The 20,222-nt window shown below is 58.2% G+C and carries 18 protein-coding genes; 17 read left to right on the forward strand and 1 reads right to left on the reverse strand.

The genetic code is table 11. The features are described 5' to 3' along the window. The first annotated feature begins 1 nt into the window (after position 1). The 15 genes from ispC to RFER_RS10150 all read left to right on the forward strand — a co-directional run bounded on the left by ispC (position 2) and on the right by RFER_RS10150 (position 16,905). On the forward strand, positions 2-1,216 hold the full coding sequence (ispC, locus tag RFER_RS10080; RefSeq protein WP_011464287.1) for a 1-deoxy-D-xylulose-5-phosphate reductoisomerase: 1,215 nt from the start codon (positions 2-4) through the stop codon (positions 1,214-1,216). Positions 1,217-1,234: 18 nt separating this feature from the next. Beyond that, a complete protein-coding gene (gene rseP / locus RFER_RS10085) occupies positions 1,235-2,596 on the forward strand; it encodes an RIP metalloprotease RseP (RefSeq protein ID WP_011464288.1) in 1,362 nt (453 codons plus the stop codon). Between the two features lie 49 nt (positions 2,597-2,645). Continuing rightward, complete coding sequence (gene bamA, locus RFER_RS10090) at positions 2,646-4,928, forward strand: outer membrane protein assembly factor BamA (RefSeq protein WP_041790525.1); 2,283 nt, start codon at positions 2,646-2,648, stop codon at positions 4,926-4,928. Then, entirely contained in the window at positions 4,928-5,452 is a 525-nt protein-coding gene (locus RFER_RS10095; protein ID WP_011464290.1) for an OmpH family outer membrane protein, read from the forward strand. The genes bamA and RFER_RS10095 overlap by 1 nt, the downstream gene beginning before the upstream one ends. A 22-nt stretch (positions 5,453-5,474) precedes the next feature. After that, the gene (lpxD, locus tag RFER_RS10100; RefSeq protein ID WP_011464291.1) at positions 5,475-6,464 is read left to right on the forward strand and encodes a UDP-3-O-(3-hydroxymyristoyl)glucosamine N-acyltransferase; all 990 of its coding nucleotides are present in this window, start codon (positions 5,475-5,477) and stop codon (positions 6,462-6,464) included. Between the two features lie 106 nt (positions 6,465-6,570). Further along, positions 6,571-7,008 (forward strand): 3-hydroxyacyl-ACP dehydratase FabZ, encoded by a 438-nt coding sequence (gene fabZ, locus RFER_RS10105; RefSeq protein ID WP_041790528.1) that lies wholly within the window; start codon positions 6,571-6,573, stop codon positions 7,006-7,008. A 10-nt stretch (positions 7,009-7,018) separates the two neighbouring features. After that, positions 7,019-7,813, forward strand: a complete 795-nt coding sequence (lpxA, locus tag RFER_RS10110) for an acyl-ACP--UDP-N-acetylglucosamine O-acyltransferase (RefSeq protein ID WP_011464293.1) — start codon at positions 7,019-7,021, stop codon at positions 7,811-7,813. 23 nt (positions 7,814-7,836) lie between these two features. Then, on the forward strand, positions 7,837-9,006 hold the full coding sequence (gene lpxB / locus RFER_RS10115; RefSeq protein WP_011464294.1) for a lipid-A-disaccharide synthase: 1,170 nt from the start codon (positions 7,837-7,839) through the stop codon (positions 9,004-9,006). Then, the gene (gene rnhB, locus RFER_RS10120) at positions 8,978-9,637 is read left to right on the forward strand and encodes a ribonuclease HII (RefSeq protein WP_049765639.1); all 660 of its coding nucleotides are present in this window, start codon (positions 8,978-8,980) and stop codon (positions 9,635-9,637) included. The genes lpxB and rnhB overlap by 29 nt, the downstream gene beginning before the upstream one ends. Continuing rightward, a complete protein-coding gene (locus RFER_RS10125) occupies positions 9,634-10,428 on the forward strand; it encodes a TrmH family RNA methyltransferase (protein ID WP_011464296.1) in 795 nt (264 codons plus the stop codon). Before rnhB ends, RFER_RS10125 begins: the two co-directional genes overlap by 4 nt. Positions 10,429-10,580: 152 nt before the next feature. Continuing rightward, entirely contained in the window at positions 10,581-11,768 is a 1,188-nt protein-coding gene (gene carA, locus RFER_RS10130; protein ID WP_041790530.1) for a glutamine-hydrolyzing carbamoyl-phosphate synthase small subunit, read from the forward strand. Continuing rightward, positions 11,765-12,445, forward strand: coding sequence for a leucine efflux protein LeuE (gene leuE, locus RFER_RS10135; RefSeq protein WP_011464298.1), 681 nt, complete (start codon positions 11,765-11,767; stop codon positions 12,443-12,445). Before carA ends, leuE begins: the two co-directional genes overlap by 4 nt. 86 nt (positions 12,446-12,531) lie before the next feature. Then, complete coding sequence (carB, locus tag RFER_RS10140) at positions 12,532-15,828, forward strand: carbamoyl-phosphate synthase large subunit (protein ID WP_011464299.1); 3,297 nt, start codon at positions 12,532-12,534, stop codon at positions 15,826-15,828. Positions 15,829-16,013: 185 nt separating this feature from the next. Beyond that, entirely contained in the window at positions 16,014-16,490 is a 477-nt protein-coding gene (greA, locus tag RFER_RS10145) for a transcription elongation factor GreA (protein ID WP_041790533.1), read from the forward strand. Between the two features lie 4 nt (positions 16,491-16,494). Continuing rightward, positions 16,495-16,905: a DUF4149 domain-containing protein gene (locus tag RFER_RS10150; RefSeq protein WP_011464301.1), complete on the forward strand. Its 411-nt coding sequence runs from the start codon at positions 16,495-16,497 to the stop codon at positions 16,903-16,905. Between the two features lie 54 nt (positions 16,906-16,959). On the opposite strand, the gene RFER_RS10155 is transcribed toward RFER_RS10150, so the two are convergent. Further along, entirely contained in the window at positions 16,960-17,433 is a 474-nt protein-coding gene (locus RFER_RS10155) for a YhbY family RNA-binding protein (RefSeq protein ID WP_011464302.1), read from the reverse strand. A gap of 28 nt (positions 17,434-17,461) precedes the next feature. On the opposite strand from RFER_RS10155, the gene RFER_RS10160 reads away from it, so the two are divergent. Continuing rightward, positions 17,462-18,136: an RlmE family RNA methyltransferase gene (locus RFER_RS10160; RefSeq protein ID WP_011464303.1), complete on the forward strand. Its 675-nt coding sequence runs from the start codon at positions 17,462-17,464 to the stop codon at positions 18,134-18,136. Positions 18,137-18,254: 118 nt separating this feature from the next. Then, on the forward strand, positions 18,255-20,174 hold the full coding sequence (gene ftsH, locus RFER_RS10165; protein WP_011464304.1) for an ATP-dependent zinc metalloprotease FtsH: 1,920 nt from the start codon (positions 18,255-18,257) through the stop codon (positions 20,172-20,174). Positions 20,175-20,222: the final 48 nt, after the last annotated feature.

Consider the following 20,222-nt stretch of genomic DNA (forward strand, 5'->3'; position numbering starts at 1 on the left):
AATGAATGATGTGAAAAACTTGCCCAAGCAGCGGGTTGCTATTTTGGGCTCGACGGGATCCATTGGGGTCAGCACGCTCGATGTGATTGCGCGCCATCCCGATCGGTTCGAGGTCTTCGCCCTGAGCGCTGCGACTCAGACTCAATTGATGCTGGAACAGTGCGTGCGGTTCAAACCCGTGTTTGCCGTTATGGTCAGTGAGCCCCATGGACGCGCGCTGGAGCGCCAATGCCGCGAACTTCATTTGACGACACGGGTTCTTTGGGGCGCATCGGCTCTTGCCATGATTGCCTCGCATGAACTGGTGGACGCGGTTATGGCGGCGATCGTGGGGGCGGCCGGATTGGCCTCCTGTTTGGCGGCAGCCCAGGCGGGCAAACGTTTGTTGCTGGCCAACAAGGAAGCTTTGGTGGTGGGTGGTGCCTATTTCATGCAGGCGGTGGCCAAAGGGGGCGCCAAGCTGCTGCCGATTGACAGCGAGCATTCGGCCATTTTTCAGTCATTACCCGACGATGCTGCCGTCTGGTCGAGCCAGATCGACAAAATTATTCTCACCGCCTCAGGTGGGCCGTTCAGACAGCGCGAGCCCCAAACGCTGCGGGACGTGACGCCGGACCAGGCCTGCGCCCACCCCAATTGGGTCATGGGACGCAAGATATCGGTCGACTCTGCCACCATGATGAACAAGGCGCTGGAAGTCATTGAGGCCAGATTCCTGTTCGGTGTCAATCCGGAGCAGATTGAGGTGGTGATTCACCCGCAGAGCGTCATTCATTCAATGGTGCAGTACAAAGACAATTCCGTCCTGGCCCAGCTCGGCACGCCCGACATGAAAGTGCCGATTGCCTATGGCCTGTGCTGGCCGGATCGCATGGTCTCGGGTGCTGGTGCGCTGGATTTTCGGGCGATGGCTGACCTGACGTTCGAGTCGCTGGACTCGAACGGCCATGAACAACGTTTTCCGGGTTTGCAGCTGGCGTGGGCAGTGTTGCGGGCGCCTTCCGGTTCGACTGCCGTGTTGAACGCCGCCAATGAAGTGGCGGTCGCTGCGTTTCTTGACGGCCAAATACGGTTTGACCAGATTCATGGGGTTAATCTGGAAACACTTGAATCGGTTGTCCCAGCCAGCCCGCAGTCGCTGGAGGATCTGCTGGCGCTGGACGCCGAGTCGCGTGCTGCCGCGCAGCAGGTGGTGCGCCGTGTCGGCAATCAATAGATTTCCAATAGAAGACGCATGCTGACTCTTGCCGCCTTTGTACTTGCCCTTGGTGTTTTGATCGCCATCCATGAGTATGGCCACTACCGGGTGGCCGTGGCTTGTGGTGTCAAAGTGCTGCGTTTTTCCATTGGATTTGGCAAGACCTTGTATCAATGGCAGCGCAAGGGTTCATCGACCGAATTTGCGCTGTGCGCTTTTCCGCTGGGCGGCTACGTCAAGATGCTGGATGAGCGCGAGGCACCGGTGCCCGAGGGTGAGCGGCATCTGGCATTCAACAACCAGCCTTTGCGTTCGCGCGTCGCCATTGTGGCGGCGGGCCCGGTGGCCAATTTGCTGCTCGCGGTGTTGTTGTACGCGGTGGTGAACTGGAGCGGCGTGCAATATCCGGCAGCGATACTGGCCAGCCCCGAGGCGGGTTCGATTGCGCAGCAGGCCGGATTGGCGGGCGGTGAGCGGGTCCAGCGTGCCGGCTTTGCCGACGACGAAATGAAGAGCGTGGCGTCGTTTGAAGACCTGCGCTGGTTCTTGACCCGGGGGGCGCTGGAAGGGCAAGACGTGCGACTGGAGCTGACGGGGCCGGGACGTACGACGACAAGCGACGTGCTGCTGAAGCTCTCGGCCATGGATGCCAGCGAGGCCAATGCGGACTTGTTTCGCAGAATCGGGGTCGTGGGCCCGTACACCCGTCCTGTCATTGGCGAGGTCACCGTGGGCGCCGCGGCCGACAAAGCTGGTTTGCGCGATGGTGATGTGGTGCGCCAGGTCGGGTCGGTGCCGGTGGTGGACGGCCAGCAATTGCGTCGGCTGATTCGCGCATCGATCGTGAACGGCCGAACCGTCCCAGCCACCTGGAAAATTGACCGGGCCGGAATCGAACTTGAAATCATCGTCACGCCCGAGACTCGACAAGACGGAGAGTTGTTGGTGGGGAGAATCGGCGCCTATGTTGGGGCCATGCCGGAGCTGGTGACGGTGCGCTATGGCGCTGTCGACGGTTTGTGGCGCGGCGTGACGCATACTTGGGATGTCTCTCTCTTGACGCTCAGAATGATGGGCAAGATGTTGATTGGCGAGGCTTCAGTCAAAAACCTCAGCGGTCCTTTGACAATTGCGGACTACGCCGGCAAATCCGCTGCCATGGGACTGACGCAGTACTTGCTGTTCCTGGCCTTGATCAGTGTCAGCTTGGGCGTTTTGAATTTGCTGCCGCTGCCGGTTTTGGACGGTGGTCACCTGATGTATTATCTTTGGGAAGGCGTGACGGGCAAACCGGTTCCGGATGCCTGGATGGAGACTTTGCAGCGGGGTGGCGTTGCCATCCTGTTTCTTCTGATGTCGATTGCCCTCTTTAACGACATCACCCGCTTATTTGGCTAAATGTCTGGTGTTGACATTCAACATCGGCTTGATTTTTTTAATACTAAAAATGCAATTCAATCGCTTTGCTCTGCGCACCGTATCCGCCGTCGCGTCTCTGGTTTTTGTGGCCGGCACGGCCTGGGCGGTCAGTCCTTTCACTGTGCGCGATATTCGTATTGAGGGCTTGCAGCGGGTGGAGCCAGGCACTGTTTTCGTGTCGCTGCCGGTTCGCGTCGGCGACGTCTATAACGACGAAGTGGGCTCTTCCGCAATCCGGACACTTTTTGCGCTGGGTCTGTTCAAGGACGTCCGCATTGAGGTCAGTGGTGACGTGTTGGTGATTGTGGTCGAGGAGCGGCCCACCGTTGCGGAGGTTGAGTTTGTCGGCACCAAAGAGTTTGACAAGGACGTCCTCAAAAAAGCCTTGCGTGATATCGGCCTGGCTGATGGCCGCCCGTTTGACAAAGCCCAGCTTGACCGCGCTGAACAGGAACTCAAACGGCAATACATCAATCGCAGCCTGTATGCCGCAGAAGTGGTGACGACGGTGACGCCGATTGAACGCAACCGGGTCAACCTGACGTTTACTGTCACCGAGGGCGAGGCGGCAAAGATCAGCGAAATTCGGATCGTTGGCAACCATGTTTTTGGCGAGTCAACCTTGCGTGGCCTGTTTGATCTGGACACCGGTGGCTGGCTGAGCTGGTACACCAAGTCGGATCGTTATTCACGTGCCAAACTCAATGCTGATATTGAAACCCTGCGTTCTTATTACCTGACACGGGGTTATCTGGAGTTCAAAGTGGACTCAACGCAGGTGGCGATTTTGCCTAATAAGACGGATATTTCCATCACGATCAACATCACCGAAGGTGAGCGCTTTATCGTGAGTGGCGTCAAGCTTGAAGGTAATTTTCTGGGCAAAGACGACGAGTTCAAGTCGTTGGTGACAATTCGACCGGGGCAGGCCTATAACGCCGATGAAGTTGCCAAGACCACGAAGGCGTTCACCGACTATTTCGGCAATTTCGGCTTTGCTTTTGCGCGGGTGCAGGCGCGCCCTGACATCGATCGCGTCAACAACCGTGTCGCCCTGGTCCTGCAGGCAGAGCCGTCGCGGCGGGCCTATGTGCGCAAAATCAATGTAGCAGGCAACAGTCGCACGCGTGATGTGGTGGTGCGCCGGGAGTTTCGGCAATTTGAGGCATCCTGGTACGACGCCGACAAGATCAAGCTGTCACGCGACCGCGTGGATCGCCTGGGCTACTTCAGTGAGGTGGGTATCGAAACCCAGGAAGTAGCCGGGTCACCGGATCAGGTTGACCTGAGCATCAATGTTGTTGAAAAACCGACCGGTAGCCTGAGTCTGGGTGCTGGCTTTTCAAGTGCCGATGGGCTCGGGCTTTCCTTTGGTTTGAAGCAGGAAAACGCCTTTGGTTCGGGTAACTCCTTGGGTGTGCAAGTCAACACCAGCAAGATCAACCGGGTCATCGTTTTCAACACCACCGACCCCTATTTCACGGCGGACGGTGTGTCCAGAACCATTGATGTCTACCATCGGACCAGCAGTCCGTATCAGGATACAAGCTATTACAAGGTGGTGACCTCCGGCGGCAGTTTGCGCTTTGGCGTTCCTTTCACCGAGACGGATACCGTTTATTTTGGGGCTGGCGCCGAGAAGACGACGATCACGCCCGGTACTCTGCTGCCAAATTCGTACCTCCCTTACGTTGACCATGACAACGTGGCGATTCCGTTGACGGTGGGCTGGTCGCGTGATCGGCGTGACAGTGCATTGGCGCCGAACTCTGGTCGTTATCAACGAGCGAATGCCGAGTGGTCCGTTGCAGGCGACCTTCGTTATGTGCGTGCCACTTATCAGTACCAAGAATACATACCGCTCAACAAGCAGTTCACGGCTGCGTTTAACGGCGAATTGGGCTTGGGTGCGGCCGTCGGCGATAAAACTTATCCAGTGTTTAAAAATTTCTACGGGGGCGGTTTGGGGTCGGTGCGGGGTTTTGAACAGGGCAGTCTGGGACCGAAGGACAGCACAGGAACCGTCCTGGGTGGTACCAAAAAGGTGAATTTGAACGCCGAAATACTTTCCCCCTTTCCCGGCGCCGGCAATGACAGGACCTTGCGGATGTTTGCGTTCCTTGATGTTGGCAGTGTGTCGGGTTCGGGCGCGGTCAATGAAAATGCGGGCAGCCTGCGCTCATCAGTCGGGGTGGGCGTCAGCTGGATATCGCCGGTCGGTCCGTTGCGACTGGCGATTGCCAAGCCCATCAAAAAGTTCGAAGGCGATAAAATCCAGACCATGCAATTTCAAATTGGAACGACTTTCTAATGAACTATCTTCTACGTCGCAGTTTTGCCAGTATTCTGTTCGGCGGCCTGCTGGTATCGGCCCAAATGCAGGCTCAAGCCCAGGAGTTCAGGATCGGATTCGTCAGTACCGACCGGATTTTCAAGGAGGCGAGTACGGCCAAGTCGGCCCAACTCAAGCTTGAGCAGGAGTTTTCCAAGCGCGAAAAAGAGATCATTGATCTGGGGGCTGCGTTGAAGACGCTGGCTGACACCTTTGACCGTGAAGCTCCTACTTTGTCGGCGGGGCAGCGCACCACGCGGCAAAAGCAGTTGGTGGAGCAGGATCGTGACTTCCAGCGCAAACGTCGTGAATTTCAGGAAGATCTGAATGCCCGCAAAAACGAAGAGTTGCAGCAGGTGATTGAGCGCGCCAACAAAGTGGTGAAGCAGGTGGCTGAAGCCGAAAAATACGACCTGATTCTGCAGGACGCGGTGTATGTCAATCCAAGACTGGATATCACCGACAAAGTCCTCAAGGTCCTGAATTCGAACGGCGTTAAATAGCGGTGCCTCAGGCAAGTGACGTGTGACGCTGCTTCTAGGTTCGATTGTCGAATTGCTTGGCGGAGATTTGCAGGGCGATGCAAGTCTCAAAATCGAGGGCTTGGCGCCACTTGAAAGCGCAACGCCACAACAGTTGAGTTTTCTCAGCCACCCCAAGTACCAGAACCAATTGGCGGCCTCCAGAGCCGCTTGTGTCATCGTCAGCCCGGAAATGCGAGGAGTGGCGCTGGCGCGCGGGGCTTGCATCGTGACCGAGCAACCTTATCTGTACTTTGCCCGTGTCACGCAACTCTGGAAAAAGAGTCTGCCGCGGACGGTACGGCCGCAGATTCACCCGAGCGCTGTGATTGACCCTGAGGCTTTTGTGCACCCGCGCGCCTGCATTGGCGCCCTGTGCGTGATTGAGAGTGGCGCCAGCGTGGGTGCCGATACGGTGCTCAAGTCGCGCGTGACGGTGGGTGAAAACTGTGTCATCGGCGAGCGTTGTCTGCTGCATTCAGGCGTTGTGATCGGTGCCGATGGTTTTGGTTTTGCGCCCCATGCAGGGGCGTGGGAAAAAATTGAACAACTCGGTGCGGTTCGCATCGGCAACGACGTTGAAATTGGCGCCAATACCTGCATTGACCGCGGCGCCTTGCAAGACACGGTGATTGAAGACGGCGTCAAGCTCGACAACTTGATACAGATCGGCCACAACGTACACGTTGGAAAACATACCGCGATGGCCGGTTGCGCCGGTGTGGCTGGCAGCGCCACCATTGGCGCTCATTGCACCCTGGGCGGCGGTGCCATTGTGCTGGGACATCTGACGCTGGCCGATGGTGTCAACATCTCGGCGGCCACAGTGGTCACCCGCTCGCTTCGCAAGCCCGGTCACTACACGGGCATGTTCCCGATTGATGACAATGCCGCCTGGGAAAAAAATGCTGCGTCACTGAAACAACTGCACAGTTTGCGCGACCGCATTCGGGCGCTGGAAGATAAACTAATGACTTTGCGGGACAGACCGTAGTTACACGCAGTGAACAAGCTCTGTCCTCAACTAAATAAAAACCTTGCGGGACAGACCGTAGTGACACGAAGCGAACAAGCTGGGTCCCCAATTGAATAGAAATACCATGGACATTTATAAAATTCTCAAGCAACTGCCACACCGTTACCCCTTCCTGCTGGTGGATCGGGTGCTGGCGATTGACAAGGGTAAGAGCATCCGGGCGGTGAAAAATGTCACCATCAATGAGCCTTTTTTTCAAGGCCATTTTCCCTATCGGCCGGTGATGCCGGGCGTGTTGATGCTTGAAGCCCTGGCGCAGGCCGCCGCGCTGCTGGCGTTTGACGCGATCGATACGACGCCAGACGAGGATTCTGTTTACTATTTTGCCGGCATGGATGGCGTGCGCTTCAAGCGTCCGGTGGAGCCTGGCGATCAACTGATTCTTGAAGTTGAGTTGGTGCGCATGAAGGCGGGCATTTTCAAGTTCAAGGCGCGCGCCCTGGTGGACAATGAACTCGCAGTGGAAGCCGAGTTGACCTGCGCTGTGCGCAAAATAGCCTGAAGGTGTTGGTTTGACAACCATTCATGCCACGGCGATTGTCGATTCCCAGGCCCAGCTGGACAGCTCGGTGACCGTTGGCCCCTACAGCCTGATTGGCCCCAACGTCAAGGTGGGGGCGGGGACCACCATTGGTCCGCATTGCGTGATTGAAGGACACACCACGATCGGACGCGACAACCGCATTTTCCAATTCAGCTCTTTGGGTGCTATTCCGCAAGACAAGAAGTACGCCGGAGAACCCTGTGAACTGGTCATTGGCGACCGCAACACCATTCGCGAGTTCTGCACCTTCAACATTGGCTCGCCAGGGGATCTGGGTGTAACCCGCGTCGGCGATGACAACTGGCTGATGGCCTATGTGCACCTTGCGCACGATTGCGTCGTCGGCAACAAGACCATATTTGCCAACAATTCCCAGTTGGCGGGCCACGTCCATGTGGGAGACTGGGCGATTCTGGGCGGCTTCACCGTGGTGCATCAGTTTGTGAAGATTGGCGCCCACAGCATGACGGCCCTGTGCACGGTGTTGTTGGCCGATTTGCCGCCGTTCGTCATGTGTCAGGGCCAGCCGGCGCAGGCCCGCTCCATGAACTATGAAGGACTGCGCCGTCGTGGTTTTTCGCCAGAGCGTATTGCTGTCGTCAAAGCCATGCACAAAGCCCTGTATCGCGAGAGTCTGACGCTACAGCTGGCGCGTGAGCGCATTGCGGATTTGGTGAAAAATAGCCCTGAGTCCCTGCCAGATGTGGAGATGATGCTCTTATTTTTGGAGCAAACGTCGCCCCAGCGTGGCATTGTGCGCTGAATCAAAAGCGCGCTGAAGCCTGGATGGCAAATCAAATTAGCCAACATCTCCAGGTGGCGCTGGTGGCCGGCGAAACCTCGGGTGATCTGCTTGCGGGTTTGCTGCTGGATGGTCTGCGGGAGCAATGGCCACTTATGACCGCAGTCGGCATCGGCGGCCCTCAGATGGCGCGCCGTGGCCTGGTGGCCTGGTGGGGGCATGACAAACTCTCGGTGCATGGCTTTGGTTGGGAGGTGCTGCGCCGCTACCGCGAGATTGTAGGTATTCGCCGCCAACTCAAAACCCGGCTGCTGCGGCAGCAGCCCGATGTCTTCATTGGTGTGGATGCGCCCGACTTCAACCTGGATCTGGAGCAAGACCTGAAAGCCCAGGGCATCAAGACCGTGCATTTTGTGTCACCGTCCATCTGGGCCTGGCGCCCTGAGCGGGTAGAGAAGATTCGCCGCAGTGTCGACCATGTGTTGTGTATTTTCCCGTTCGAGCCCGCTCTGCTGGCCCGGCACGGCATCGCCGCGACCTACGTTGGGCACCCATTGGCCAACGTGATTCCGATGGAGCCCGATCGATCGGCTGCGCGTGCCGCCTTGGGACTGGCCGATGGGGACCAAGTTGTCGCGATCTTGCCCGGCAGTCGTCAATCTGAAATCAATCATCTGGCTTTAAGGTTCTTTCAGGCTGCAGCCCTTATCAACAAAGCGCATCCAGCTATTAAATTTATAGTTCCTGCCATTCCAGCGTTGAGGGCAGGCATTGAGCACGCCGCCCGTGCCAGCGGCATGCAGGCGCATCTGCAAATCATTGCGGGCCAGTCGCACACGGTGCTGGCGGCTTGTGATGTCACCTTGATCGCCAGTGGCACTGCCACGCTGGAAGCGGCCCTGTTCAAGCGTCCGATGGTGATCGCCTACCGCATGGGTTGGCTCTCCTGGCAGATCATGCGGCGCAAACAGTTGCAGCCCTGGGTCGGTTTGCCCAATATTTTGTGCCAGGATTTTGTCGTGCCCGAATTGCTGCAAGACGCTGCCACAGCACAAGCGCTGGCTGACGCGGTGTTGCTCTGGATCGATGCCAAGGCATCGCATCCTGCGAAAATAGCGGCTCTGCAACAAAAATTCACCGCCCTGCACACAGAGTTGCAGCGCGACACTCCTCGATTGGCCGCCCATGCGATCCAGCAAGTCCTCCAAGGCTGAACAAGCCGTGCTTCACACGCCATCCATCAAACAGGCATCGCTCCTGTGGGATGTTGCTGGATTGGTCGCCGGGGTGGACGAGGCCGGGCGCGGCCCGCTGGCGGGCCCCGTGGTGGCCGCCGCCGTGATCCTGGACGACCTGCAGCCGATCAAAGGTTTGGCGGATTCCAAGATACTCAGCGCGCGGCGTCGCGAGCAGTTGTTTGACGAGATTCGTGCCAAAGCTCTGTGCTGCTGCATTGCCCAGGCCAGCGTGGAGGAAATTGAGCGACTCAACATTCTGCAAGCCACGCTGCTCGCGATGCGCCGGGCGGTTGAGGGTCTGCGGCTTAAGCCCGCACTGGTGCTGGTGGATGGCAACCGGCTGCCGGTGTTGACCATGCGGGCTGAAGCCATTGTCAAAGGCGACGCACTGGTCGCTGCCATATCGGCCGCCTCGATTCTGGCCAAGGTCCACCGCGACCGCTGGTGCGCCGAGGTGGATGTGCAGTACCCGCAATATGGTTTTGCACGGCACAAAGGCTATGGCACGGTGCAGCACCTGGCGGCCTTGACAAAGCATGGGGCTTGCCCGCAGCACCGCAAAACCTTTGGCCCGGTGGCTGAGGTGTTGCGAGAGGCGCTGCCATGAGTGCGCCAGAGGTTCAGCACATCACGTCGCGCGACAACGCTTTTCTCAAAGACCTGCGTCGCCTGGCGCAAGATAACACCGGCTATCGGAAACAGGGCCGGTTCTGGGCCGAGGGTGAGCACCTGGGTGCTGCCGCACTGGCCCGTCATGTGACGCCCGCCATCGGTGTTTTTTCAGAGTCATTTTGGCCTCTAGCCCCCGCGAAATATGCGCAGGCAGCTATAAAAAGTATAGTTATCCCGGATTCCTTGTTCGCGGCGATCAGTGGCCTTGAGTCACCCGCCCAGATGGGCTTTGTCTTTGATTTGCCGCTGGTGGCGGCTTTGCAGCCGGTCATGGCGTCGGTTATTCTGGACCGGGTGCAAGACGCAGGCAATGTCGGATCGATTCTGCGCAGTGCCTCAGCCTTCGGCTTCAAACAAGTCATCGCCTTGAAAGGTACGGCTGCGCTGTGGAGCCCCAAAGTGCTGCGCGCCGGTATGGGCGCGCATTGGGGTTTGCAATTGATCGAAGGCGTGGCGCTGGCTGATCTGGCGCTACTGGCCGTGCCGATCGTGGTGACCAGCTCGCATCGGGGCTCCTATTTGCATCAGGCGATCGCCAATCAGGCGCTGCCGATGCCCTGCGCCTGGGCGCTGGGGCACGAAGGGCAGGGCGTCAGCGCCGAGTTGGAGGCGCTGGCCCGCTTGCATGTGCGTATTGCCCAGCCCGGCGGTGAAGAGTCTCTTAACGTCGCTGCCGCCGCTGCCATTTGCCTGCATGCCAGTGCGGCAACCTCCTTGGTGGGGTGATCGCTGCCTGACGGCCCCTCGGTTATACTTGGAGGCCTCATCGCACCCTGTACGCCTAGCGCCTTCTCAAGCCAATTCTCCCGACAATGCAAGCCAAGAGTTCAATCTTGAGCGGGCGTGGGCGTACCCGAAAACCCCTTCCGGAGAACCCAGTGCTTTTGTCTTTACAGGGAAATGTTCCCCCCGCCATCTTGGCGCTCGCAGACGGCACAGTCTATGTTGGTCATTCCATTGGAGCCGCCGGCTCCACCGTCGGCGAGGTGGTGTTCAACACCGCCATGACCGGCTACCAGGAAATCCTCACAGACCCGAGCTACTGCCAGCAAATCGTTACCCTCACGTATCCGCACATAGGCAACTACGGCGTCAATTTTGACGATGTTGAGGCCGATAAAGTGCATGTGGCCGGTCTGGTCATCAAGGACTTGCCGCTGCTGGCATCCAATTTCCGTCAAACCATGTCCCTGGGTGACTACCTGGTGCGCGAAGGCACGGTGGCGATTGCCAACATCGATACCCGCAAGCTGACGCGCCAGTTGCGCAGCCAGGGTGCGCAAAACGGCTGCATCATGGCCTTGGCGCAGGGCGAGGCGGTGACCCAGAGCCTGATCGACAAGGCCATTGCGCTGGCGCAGGCGGCGCCTGCCATGGCCGGACTGGATCTGGCCCGGGTGGTCACGGTCAAAGAGCCCTATGCATGGACCCAGACCGAGTGGCGCTTGTCCCAGCCAGTCCTCGGCGGCAAGCCCGGTTATGGAGAACTCACAAAGCCGAAGTTTCATGTCGTGGCGTACGACTTTGGCATTAAAAAGAACATTTTGCGCATGTTGGCCGAGCGTGGTTGCAGGGTGACCGTGGTGCCAGCGCAGACCCCTGCGTTTGATGCGCTCAAGTACCAGCCCGATGGCATCTTCTTGAGCAACGGGCCCGGCGACCCGCAGCCGTGCGACTACGCCATTGCCGCCGTTGCCGAGTTGATCGAGTCCGGCATTCCGACCTTTGGCATTTGCCTGGGGCATCAAATCATGGCGCTGGCCAGTGGTGCCAGGACCTTCAAAATGAAGTTTGGCCACCACGGGGCCAACCATCCGGTCAAAGACCTTGATAGCGGGCGCGTCAGCATCACCAGTCAAAACCACGGTTTTGCGGTGGATGAAAACATGTTGCCGACTCATTTGCGTGCCACCCATATCAGCCTGTTCGACGGCACGCTGCAGGGGCTGGAGCGCACCGACAAACCGGCGTTTTGTTTCCAAGGCCACCCGGAGGCCTCGCCGGGGCCGCACGATATCGGCTACCTGTTTGACCGTTTCCTGCTGGCGATGGAGCACAGGGCATGAGTTTTTACGGCGTCACCGACCTGTGGACTTATGTTGTCGGTGCTTTCGGCATCATTTTGCTGCCTGGGCCCAACTCGCTGTATGTGCTGTCCGTGGCCACCGTGCGCGGTGTCCGTGCCGGCTATCAAGGCGCGTTTGGGGTGTTTGTGGGCGACACTATTTTGCTGCTGTGTACCGCTTTGGGCGCGGCCAGCCTGCTGCGCACGCATCCGGCCGTGTTCATGGTGGTCAAGTACGCCGGTGCGGCGTATCTGTTTTGGGTCGGGTTGAATTTGCTGCGTGGCGCCATCGCTGGCTTGCGCGCGCGTGCGGATGTTCTGCCGTCGACGGCGGCGGCGCCTGCTCCCAAACCGGCAGCGGCGGCTGCGCACTTGCAGCGGCCATTTCGCCGGGCGCTGCTGATCAGCTTGCTCAACCCAAAGGCGATCTTGTTTTTGCTGTCGTTCTTTGTGCAGTTCATTGACCCTGCCTACGCCCAGCCTGAAGTGCCGTTTTTGATTTTGAGCGCCATTTTGATGAGCTTCAGTGCCGCCTACCTGACGGCGCTGATTTTTGCGGGTGCCCGGCTGGCGCAAGCCTTCAGCCAGCGCAAGCGGCTCTCAAGCGGGCTCTCCAGCCTGGTGGGTGGTTTGTTTGTCTGGTTTGGGGCCAAACTGGCCACAGCCAGCCTGAACTGATTCAGTTTGATACACCATTTTTGAGTTTATGAATTTGCAGATGCAGCCTCAAGGTTGCACCTGACAACGAGAGAGCAGTCAACAATATGCCAAAACGTACCGACATCAAAAGCATCCTCATCATTGGCGCCGGCCCGATCATCATCGGCCAGGCTTGCGAGTTTGACTACTCTGGTGTGCAGGCCTGCAAGGCGTTGCGCGAAGAAGGCTTCAAAGTCATTCTGATCAACAGCAACCCGGCCACCATCATGACCGACCCGGCCACGGCGGACGTCACCTACATCGAGCCGATCACCTGGCAGACGGTTGAAAAAATCATCGCCAAGGAGCGTCCCGATGCGATCCTGCCGACCATGGGCGGTCAGACCGCGCTGAACTGTGCGCTCGACCTGTGGCACCACGGCGTGCTGGAAAAGTACAACGTCGAATTGATTGGCGCCAAGCCCGAGGCCATCGACAAGGCCGAAGATCGCCTGAAGTTCAAGGACGCCATGACCAAAATTGGTCTGGGTTCGGCCCGCTCCGGCATTGCCCACAGCATGGAAGAAGCCTGGGGCGTGCAAAAGACGGTGGGTTTCCCGACCGTGATCCGGCCCAGTTTCACGCTGGGCGGCACTGGTGGCGGCATTGCCTACAACTCGGAAGAATTCGAAGTCATCTGCAAGCGCGGTCTGGAGGCGTCGCCGACCAATGAGCTGCTGATTGAAGAATCGCTGCTCGGCTGGAAAGAGTACGAGATGGAGGTGGTGCGCGACCAGGCTGACAACTGCATCATCATTTGTTCCATTGAAAACCTGGATCCGATGGGTGTGCACACGGGCGACTCGATCACGGTCGCGCCGGCGCAGACGCTGAGCGACAAGGAGTACCAGATTCTGCGCAACGCCAGTCTGGCCGTGCTGCGCGAAATCGGCGTCGATACCGGTGGCTCCAACGTGCAGTTTTCCATCAACCCCGAAGATGGGCGCATGGTGGTGATCGAGATGAATCCGCGCGTCAGCCGCTCCTCGGCGCTGGCTTCCAAGGCTACTGGTTTTCCGATTGCCAAGATCGCCGCCAAACTCGCAGTCGGTTACACGCTGGACGAATTGCGCAATGACATCACGGGCGGGGCCACACCCGCCAGCTTTGAGCCGAGCATTGACTACGTGGTGACGAAGATTCCGCGTTTCGCGTTCGAAAAATTCCCGGCGGCCGACAGCCGCCTGACGACGCAGATGAAATCGGTCGGTGAAGTGATGGCGATGGGGCGCACCTTTCAGGAGTCGTTCCAGAAAGCCCTGCGTGGCCTCGAAGTTGGCGTCGATGGCATGAATGAGAAAACGCAGGACCGTGAAGTACTGGAAAAAGAGTTGGGCGAGCCCGGCCCCGAGCGTATCTGGTACGTGGGCGACGCGTTTGCCGCCGGCTGGAGCGTGGACGAGGTGTTTGAGCTGACCAAAATTGACCGTTGGTTTCTGGTGCAGATTGAGCAGATCGTCAAGATTGAGCTGGAGATTGAGCGCTTGCCCGCGCCGGAACAGGGCTCCGCGCTGGATGCGATGGACGGCGCGACCTTGCGCGCTTTGAAGCAAAAAGGATTTTCCGATCGGCGCCTGGCCAAGCAGTTCAAGACCACCGACACGGCTGTGCGTGAGAAGCGCCACGCCCTGGGTGTGCGCCCGGTCTATAAGCGTGTTGACACCTGCGCGGCCGAGTTCGCCACCAACACGGCGTATCTGTACTCGACCTATGAGTCGTCCAGCCCGTTCGACACCGGTAGCGAGTGCGAGGCCGATCCCACGGACCGGAAAAAAATCATGGTGCTCGGCGGTGGCCCGAACCGCATTGGCCAGGGCATTGAGTTTGACTACTGCTGTGTGCATGCGGCGCTGGCGATGCGCGAGGACGGCTATGAGACCATCATGGTCAACTGCAACCCCGAGACTGTGTCGACCGACTACGACACCTCGGATCGTCTCTATTTCGAGCCGGTCACGCTGGAAGACGTGCTTGAAATTGTGGACAAGGAAAAGCCCTATGGCGTGATCGTGCAGTACGGGGGCCAGACACCACTCAAACTGGCGTTGGCGCTGGAAGCCAACGGCGTGCCCATCATCGGCACCTCGCCTGACATGATTGACGCCGCCGAAGACCGTGAGCGCTTTCAGAAGTTGCTGCATCAACTCGGGCTTCGTCAACCTGCCAACGCGACTGCCCGCACCGAGCCCGAGGCGCTTGAAAAAGCGGCCGCGCTGGGCTACCCGCTGGTGGTGCGACCGAGCTATGTGCTGGGTGGCCGGGCCATGGAAATTGTGCATGAGCAGCGCGACCTGGAGCGCTACATGCGCGAGGCGGTCAAGGTCAGCCACGATTCGCCGGTGCTGCTGGACCGTTTCTTGAATGACGCCATTGAGTGCGATGTGGACTGTGTGCGCGACGCGCAGGGGCAGACCTTCATCGGCGGCGTCATGGAACACATTGAACAGGCGGGCGTGCACAGTGGCGACTCGGCCTGCTCGCTGCCGCCCTACAGCTTGTGTGCCGAAACAGTGACAGAGATCAGGCGGCAAACGGCGGCCATGGCCGAGGCCTTGAACGTGGTCGGCTTGATGAACGTGCAGTTCGCCATTCAGACCCTGGAGGGCGCTGACGTTATTTTTGTGCTGGAAGTCAATCCAAGAGCGTCCCGCACCGTGCCCTTTGTGTCCAAAGCCACCGGTGTTCAGTTGGCCAAGGTGGCGGCCCGCTGCATGGTCGGTCAGTCGCTCGCCTCTCAGGGCATCGGGACGGAAGTGACGCCACCCTATTTCAGCGTGAAAGAAGCGGTGTTCCCCTTTGTCAAATTTCCCGGCGTTGATACCATTCTTGGCCCCGAGATGAAGTCCACTGGCGAGGTGATGGGCGTGGGCAAGACTTTTGGCGAGGCCTTTGTGAAGTCTCAAATCGGGGCCGGCACCAAATTGCCACGGCCGCGCACCCCCTCGGGCGAGCCTGCGGGCAAGGTGTTCATCTCGGTCAAAAACAACGACAAACCCCGTGTCATTGAGGTCGCGCGTGATCTGGTGGAACTGGGGTTCACGCTGCTGGCAACCAAGGGAACGGCCTTGGCCATCAACGCGGCCGGTGTGAGCTGTGCCACGGTTAACAAGGTGACCGAAGGGCGCCCCAACATTGTGGACATGATCAAGAACCAGGAAATTGCGCTGGTCATCAATACAGTGGAAGAGCGGCGCAATGCGATCGCGGACTCGCGTCATATTCGCACCTCGGCTTTGTTCGGGCGGGTAACCACCTTCACGACCATTGCCGGCGCCGAGGCGGCCGTGCAGGGAATGCGCTACATGGACGACCTGAGTGTTATTTCGATCCAGGAAATGCATGCCCAGTTGGCGGGTGCTTGATGCGACCTGACAATCACTGCATAATCTAACCCATTGGGGGCGCAGCTTGCCAGTTTCGCGTGACTTCCGTCTGTTGCGCAAACTTCCAGAAATACGGTTGCCCCTCGAACTCTTAGTCCATGCCGCCGAACGGTAACGCTCGGCGGTTTTATTTTTATATCCCATTCCCTTTAACGGAGCAGCACGTGGCTACCCTTCCTATTACCAAACGCGGCGCTGAAAAGCTCAAAGCCGAGTTGCACAAGCTGAAAACGGTTGATCGCCCCTGGGTCATCAACGCCATCGCCGAGGCGCGCGCCCAGGGTGACCTGAGCGAAAACGCCGAGTACGAGGTCGCCAAAGACAAGCAGGGCTTTATCGAAGGACGCATTCAGGAGATTGAAGGCAAGCTCTCGGTCTGCCAGGTCATTGACCCCGTTGAACTGCATGCGGAAGGCCGGGTGGTGTTTGGTGCCACGGTGCAACTTGAGGACGAGGCGTCCGGCGCAGCCGTGACTTACCAGATCGTCGGCGAAGATGAAGCCGATATCAAACTGGGCTTGATCAACATTGGCAGCCCGATTGCCCGGGCGCTGATTGGCAAAGAACAAGGTGACACGGCCGAAGTGCAGGCGCCGGGTGGCATCAAACACTATGAAGTGGTGGCGGTGAGCTACGTCTAAGCTGATGTCACGGTTGCCGTTGTGGGCGGCTGCTCTGTGGTGGGGCAGCCTGAGCACGATCGGATTCCTGGTTGTGCCCCTGCTGTTTGCGACTTTGCCGACCCCGGCGCTGGCGGGTAATATGGCGGCACGCCTGTTCGCCGCTCAGACCGGGGTGTCCTGTGTGTGTGCTTTGCTGCTGCTCATGAGTTCAAGGAAAAATCAGGCTCTAGCCCCCGCCCCAATTGAACAAACAGCTATTATTTTTATAGTGGGAGGGATGCTGCTGGCGCTGCTGGCCGAGTTTGCCGTGGCGCCCCGCATTGTGGCGCGCGAGAATTTGCGCTTGTGGCACAGCGTGGGCAGCGCGATGTATTTGCTGCAATGGTTGTGCGCTGGGGCGACTTTCTGGAAGTTGACGTCGCAACGTACTTAGAAAGGGCAGGTTTGATGCGTGTGGCTGGGACCTGTCCCGCAAGTTCTCGGAACTTCAGGTTTGACTGCGCTTCTTGATGCTGATTTGTTTCGGTTTGGAACGCTTCACCTGGCCCCCCGAAGTGAGGCGCTGGTTGCCCAGCACACGCAAGGTCTTGACTTCGGGACGCTGGCCGCCGCGTTTGCTGTATTTCAGTACTTTGAAGTCGCGTGGGCCGGGCATGCGATCTTCATCAACTGTTTTCTCCCGTTCCGGCATCGGTCGCCAGAGTACCAGCAGCTTGCCGATATGCTGAATCGGTGCGGCGCCCAGTTCGTCGGCCAGGGTCTGAAACATGGCTTCGCGTGTGGCCCGATCGTCCGAGAAGACGCGAATCTTGATCAGCCCGTGTGCGTTCAAGGCGGCATCGGCTTCTTTTTTAACCGCAGCGGTGAGCCCGTCACCACCCACCATGACGACGGGGTCAAGGTGATGCGCTTCGGAGCGGTGTTCTTTGCGTTGGGCGGGGGTCAGTTGAATTTGAGACATATCGATATTATCGGCGAGGAAGGCCAAAATGAAATCCCAAACTAAAAGCAGTAAGGTCAATCGGGCCTGGTTAAACGACCACGTCAATGACACCTACGTCAAATTGGCAAAACTCGAAGGTTATCGTGCCCGCGCCGCGTACAAGCTCAAGGAAATCGATGAAACGCTGGGTTTGATCAAGCCGGGTCAGCTGGTGGTGGATCTGGGCTCAACCCCCGGCGCGTGGAGCCAGTACGTGCGCCGCAAAATGTCACCCAAAACCGCCACCGGCGGCGGCGCGGCGGTCGGGGCGCTCAACGGCACTATCATTGCGCTTGATATCCTGCCGATGGAGCCGGTGGAAGGCGTCGTCTTCCTGCAGGGGGATTTTCGGGAGTCCGATGTCTTGCTGCAGCTTGAGGCTGAAATGAAGGGGCGCCAAGCCGATCTGGTGCTCTCCGACATGGCCCCCAACTTGTCGGGCATTGACTCTGCCGACGCTGCCCGCATTGAGAATCTCGTTGAGTTGGCGCTTGAATTCGCCCAGAACCACATGAAGCCGGAGGGCGCGCTGGTGGCAAAAGTGTTTCATGGCGCTTCCTACGACCCACTGGTCAAACGATTCAAGGAGACCTTTTTGCTGGTCAAGCGGATCAAACCCAAGGCCTCACGTGACAAGTCGTCAGAAACTTTTCTTGTCGGTCTGGGTTTGAAACCCCATTGAATCCCATGCTTTGTCTGAGGATGAACGGCAGAAAACCATGTCCGGCGCATCTTGAAACGCCTAAAATGCAACCCAAGTTATCTCTGTCTTCTTATTTGCTCACCCTTTGGAGCCTCGCTTGAATAATCAGTGGTTTTCAAAAATTGCCGTCTGGCTCGTTATTGCTCTTGTGCTTTTCACGGTATTCAAGCAGTTTGATGCGCGTGGGCCTGCGAGCGCCGGGTATCTGGGCTACTCTGACTTTCTGGAGGAAGTTCGAAATAATCGCATCAAGAGCGCTGTCATCCAGGAGGGGCAGGGCGGTACTGAAATTGTGGCTGTGACGACCGATGACCGCAGGGTCAGGACCACCGCGACATACCTGGACCGTGGTCTGGTGGGTGACTTGATCGCCAATGATGTCAAGTTTGATGTCAAACCGCGCGAAGAAGGTTCTTTGCTCATGACGCTGCTGGTCAGTTGGGGGCCGATGCTCTTGTTGATCGGTGTCTGGGTTTACTTTATGCGCCAGATGCAGGGCGGCGGCAAGGGTGGGGCCTTCAGTTTTGGTAAATCCAAGGCACGTCTGCTTGACGAAAACACCAACTTGGTGACCTTCGCTGATGTTGCGGGTTGTGACGAGGCCAAGGAAGAAGTCAAGGAAGTGGTTGACTTTCTGAAAGATCCGGCCAAATTCCAGAAGCTGGGTGGGCGCATTCCGCGCGGCCTGTTGCTGGTGGGCCCACCGGGCACTGGCAAGACGCTGCTGGCCAAAGGCATTGCCGGTGAAGCCAAGGTTCCGTTCTTTTCGATTTCGGGTTCTGATTTTGTTGAAATGTTCGTCGGCGTCGGTGCTTCCCGGGTGCGCGACATGTTTGAGAACGCCAAGAAAAATGCACCTTGCATTATCTTTATCGACGAAATTGATGCTGTGGGTCGGCAACGTGGCGCCGGCTTGGGCGGTGGCAATGACGAGCGTGAACAAACACTGAACCAGATGCTGGTGGAGATGGATGGTTTTGAGACCAATGTTGGCGTGATCGTGGTGGCTGCCACCAATCGCCCTGACATTCTTGACTCCGCGTTGCTGCGGCCGGGCCGCTTCGACCGGCAGGTGTATGTCACTCTGCCCGATATTCGGGGCCGTGAGCAAATTCTCAATGTACACATGCGCAAAGTGCCCTTGGGTCAGGATGTCAATGCCGGGGTGATCGCACGCGGTACACCGGGCATGTCGGGTGCCGATCTCGCTAATTTGTGCAATGAGGCGGCCTTGATGGCGGCACGTCGCAATGCCCGCACGGTTGAGATGGCGGACTTTGAAAAAGCCAAGGACAAAATTCTGATGGGCCCGGAGCGCAAGAGCATGGTCATGCCCGAAAGCGAGCGCAAGAACACGGCTTATCACGAGTCGGGTCACGCGTTGATCGGCAAGTTGTTGTCCAAGTGCGATCCGGTGCACAAAGTGACCATCATTCCGCGTGGTCGTGCCTTGGGCGTCACCATGAGTTTGCCAGCGCAAGACCGCTACAGCTACGACAGCGAATACATGCTGCACCAGATCAGCATGCTGTTTGGTGGTCGTATTGCTGAAGAAGTGTTCATGAACCAGATGACCACCGGTGCCAGCAACGATTTTGAGCGTGCTACCCATATTGCGCGCGACATGGTGACGCGTTATGGCATGACCGATGCCCTGGGTCCGATGGTCTATGCCGAGAATGAGGGCGAGGTGTTTTTGGGTCGCTCGGTCACCAAGACCACCACCATGAGCGAAGAGACCATGCAGAAGGTTGACGCCGAGGTGCGCCGCATCATTGACCAGCAATACAGCCTGGCGCGCAAGCTCATTGAAGACAATCGCGACAAGATGCACGCCATGGCCAAGGCCTTGCTGGAGTGGGAAACCATTGACAGTGAACAGCTCGACGACATCATGGCCGGTAAAGAGCCCCGTCCGCCGAAAGACTGGACGCCACGTATCCCGCCCGCTGGCAGTGACAGCAGCAGTGGTGGCACGCCCGCCGTCAAAACGGATGTGGCGCCAACGGCTGCCTGAAAACGGTATTTATCAAAAAAACGGGGCGACAAGCCCCGTTTCTGTTTT

Source organism: Rhodoferax ferrireducens T118 (assembly GCF_000013605.1).
GTDB lineage: Bacteria > Pseudomonadota > Gammaproteobacteria > Burkholderiales > Burkholderiaceae_C > Rhodoferax > Rhodoferax ferrireducens.

Excerpts from the sequence above, each read along its gene's own strand:
- ispC (WP_011464287.1), top strand. The coding sequence starts at position 2 with ATGAATGATGTGAAAAACTTGCCCAAGCAGCGGGTTGCTATTTTGGGC.
- rseP (WP_011464288.1), top strand. The coding sequence starts at position 1,235 with ATGCTGACTCTTGCCGCCTTTGTACTTGCCCTTGGTGTTTTGATCGCC.
- bamA (WP_041790525.1), top strand. The coding sequence starts at position 2,646 with ATGCAATTCAATCGCTTTGCTCTGCGCACCGTATCCGCCGTCGCGTCT.
- RFER_RS10095 (WP_011464290.1), top strand. The coding sequence starts at position 4,928 with ATGAACTATCTTCTACGTCGCAGTTTTGCCAGTATTCTGTTCGGCGGC.
- fabZ (WP_041790528.1), top strand. The coding sequence starts at position 6,571 with ATGGACATTTATAAAATTCTCAAGCAACTGCCACACCGTTACCCCTTC.
- lpxB (WP_011464294.1), top strand. The coding sequence starts at position 7,837 with ATGGCAAATCAAATTAGCCAACATCTCCAGGTGGCGCTGGTGGCCGGC.
- rnhB (WP_049765639.1), top strand. The coding sequence starts at position 8,978 with ATGCGATCCAGCAAGTCCTCCAAGGCTGAACAAGCCGTGCTTCACACG.
- RFER_RS10125 (WP_011464296.1), top strand. The coding sequence starts at position 9,634 with ATGAGTGCGCCAGAGGTTCAGCACATCACGTCGCGCGACAACGCTTTT.
- leuE (WP_011464298.1), top strand. The coding sequence starts at position 11,765 with ATGAGTTTTTACGGCGTCACCGACCTGTGGACTTATGTTGTCGGTGCT.
- carB (WP_011464299.1), top strand. The coding sequence starts at position 12,532 with ATGCCAAAACGTACCGACATCAAAAGCATCCTCATCATTGGCGCCGGC.
- RFER_RS10150 (WP_011464301.1), top strand. The coding sequence starts at position 16,495 with ATGTCACGGTTGCCGTTGTGGGCGGCTGCTCTGTGGTGGGGCAGCCTG.
- RFER_RS10155 (WP_011464302.1), bottom strand. The coding sequence starts at position 17,433 with ATGTCTCAAATTCAACTGACCCCCGCCCAACGCAAAGAACACCGCTCC.
- RFER_RS10160 (WP_011464303.1), top strand. The coding sequence starts at position 17,462 with ATGAAATCCCAAACTAAAAGCAGTAAGGTCAATCGGGCCTGGTTAAAC.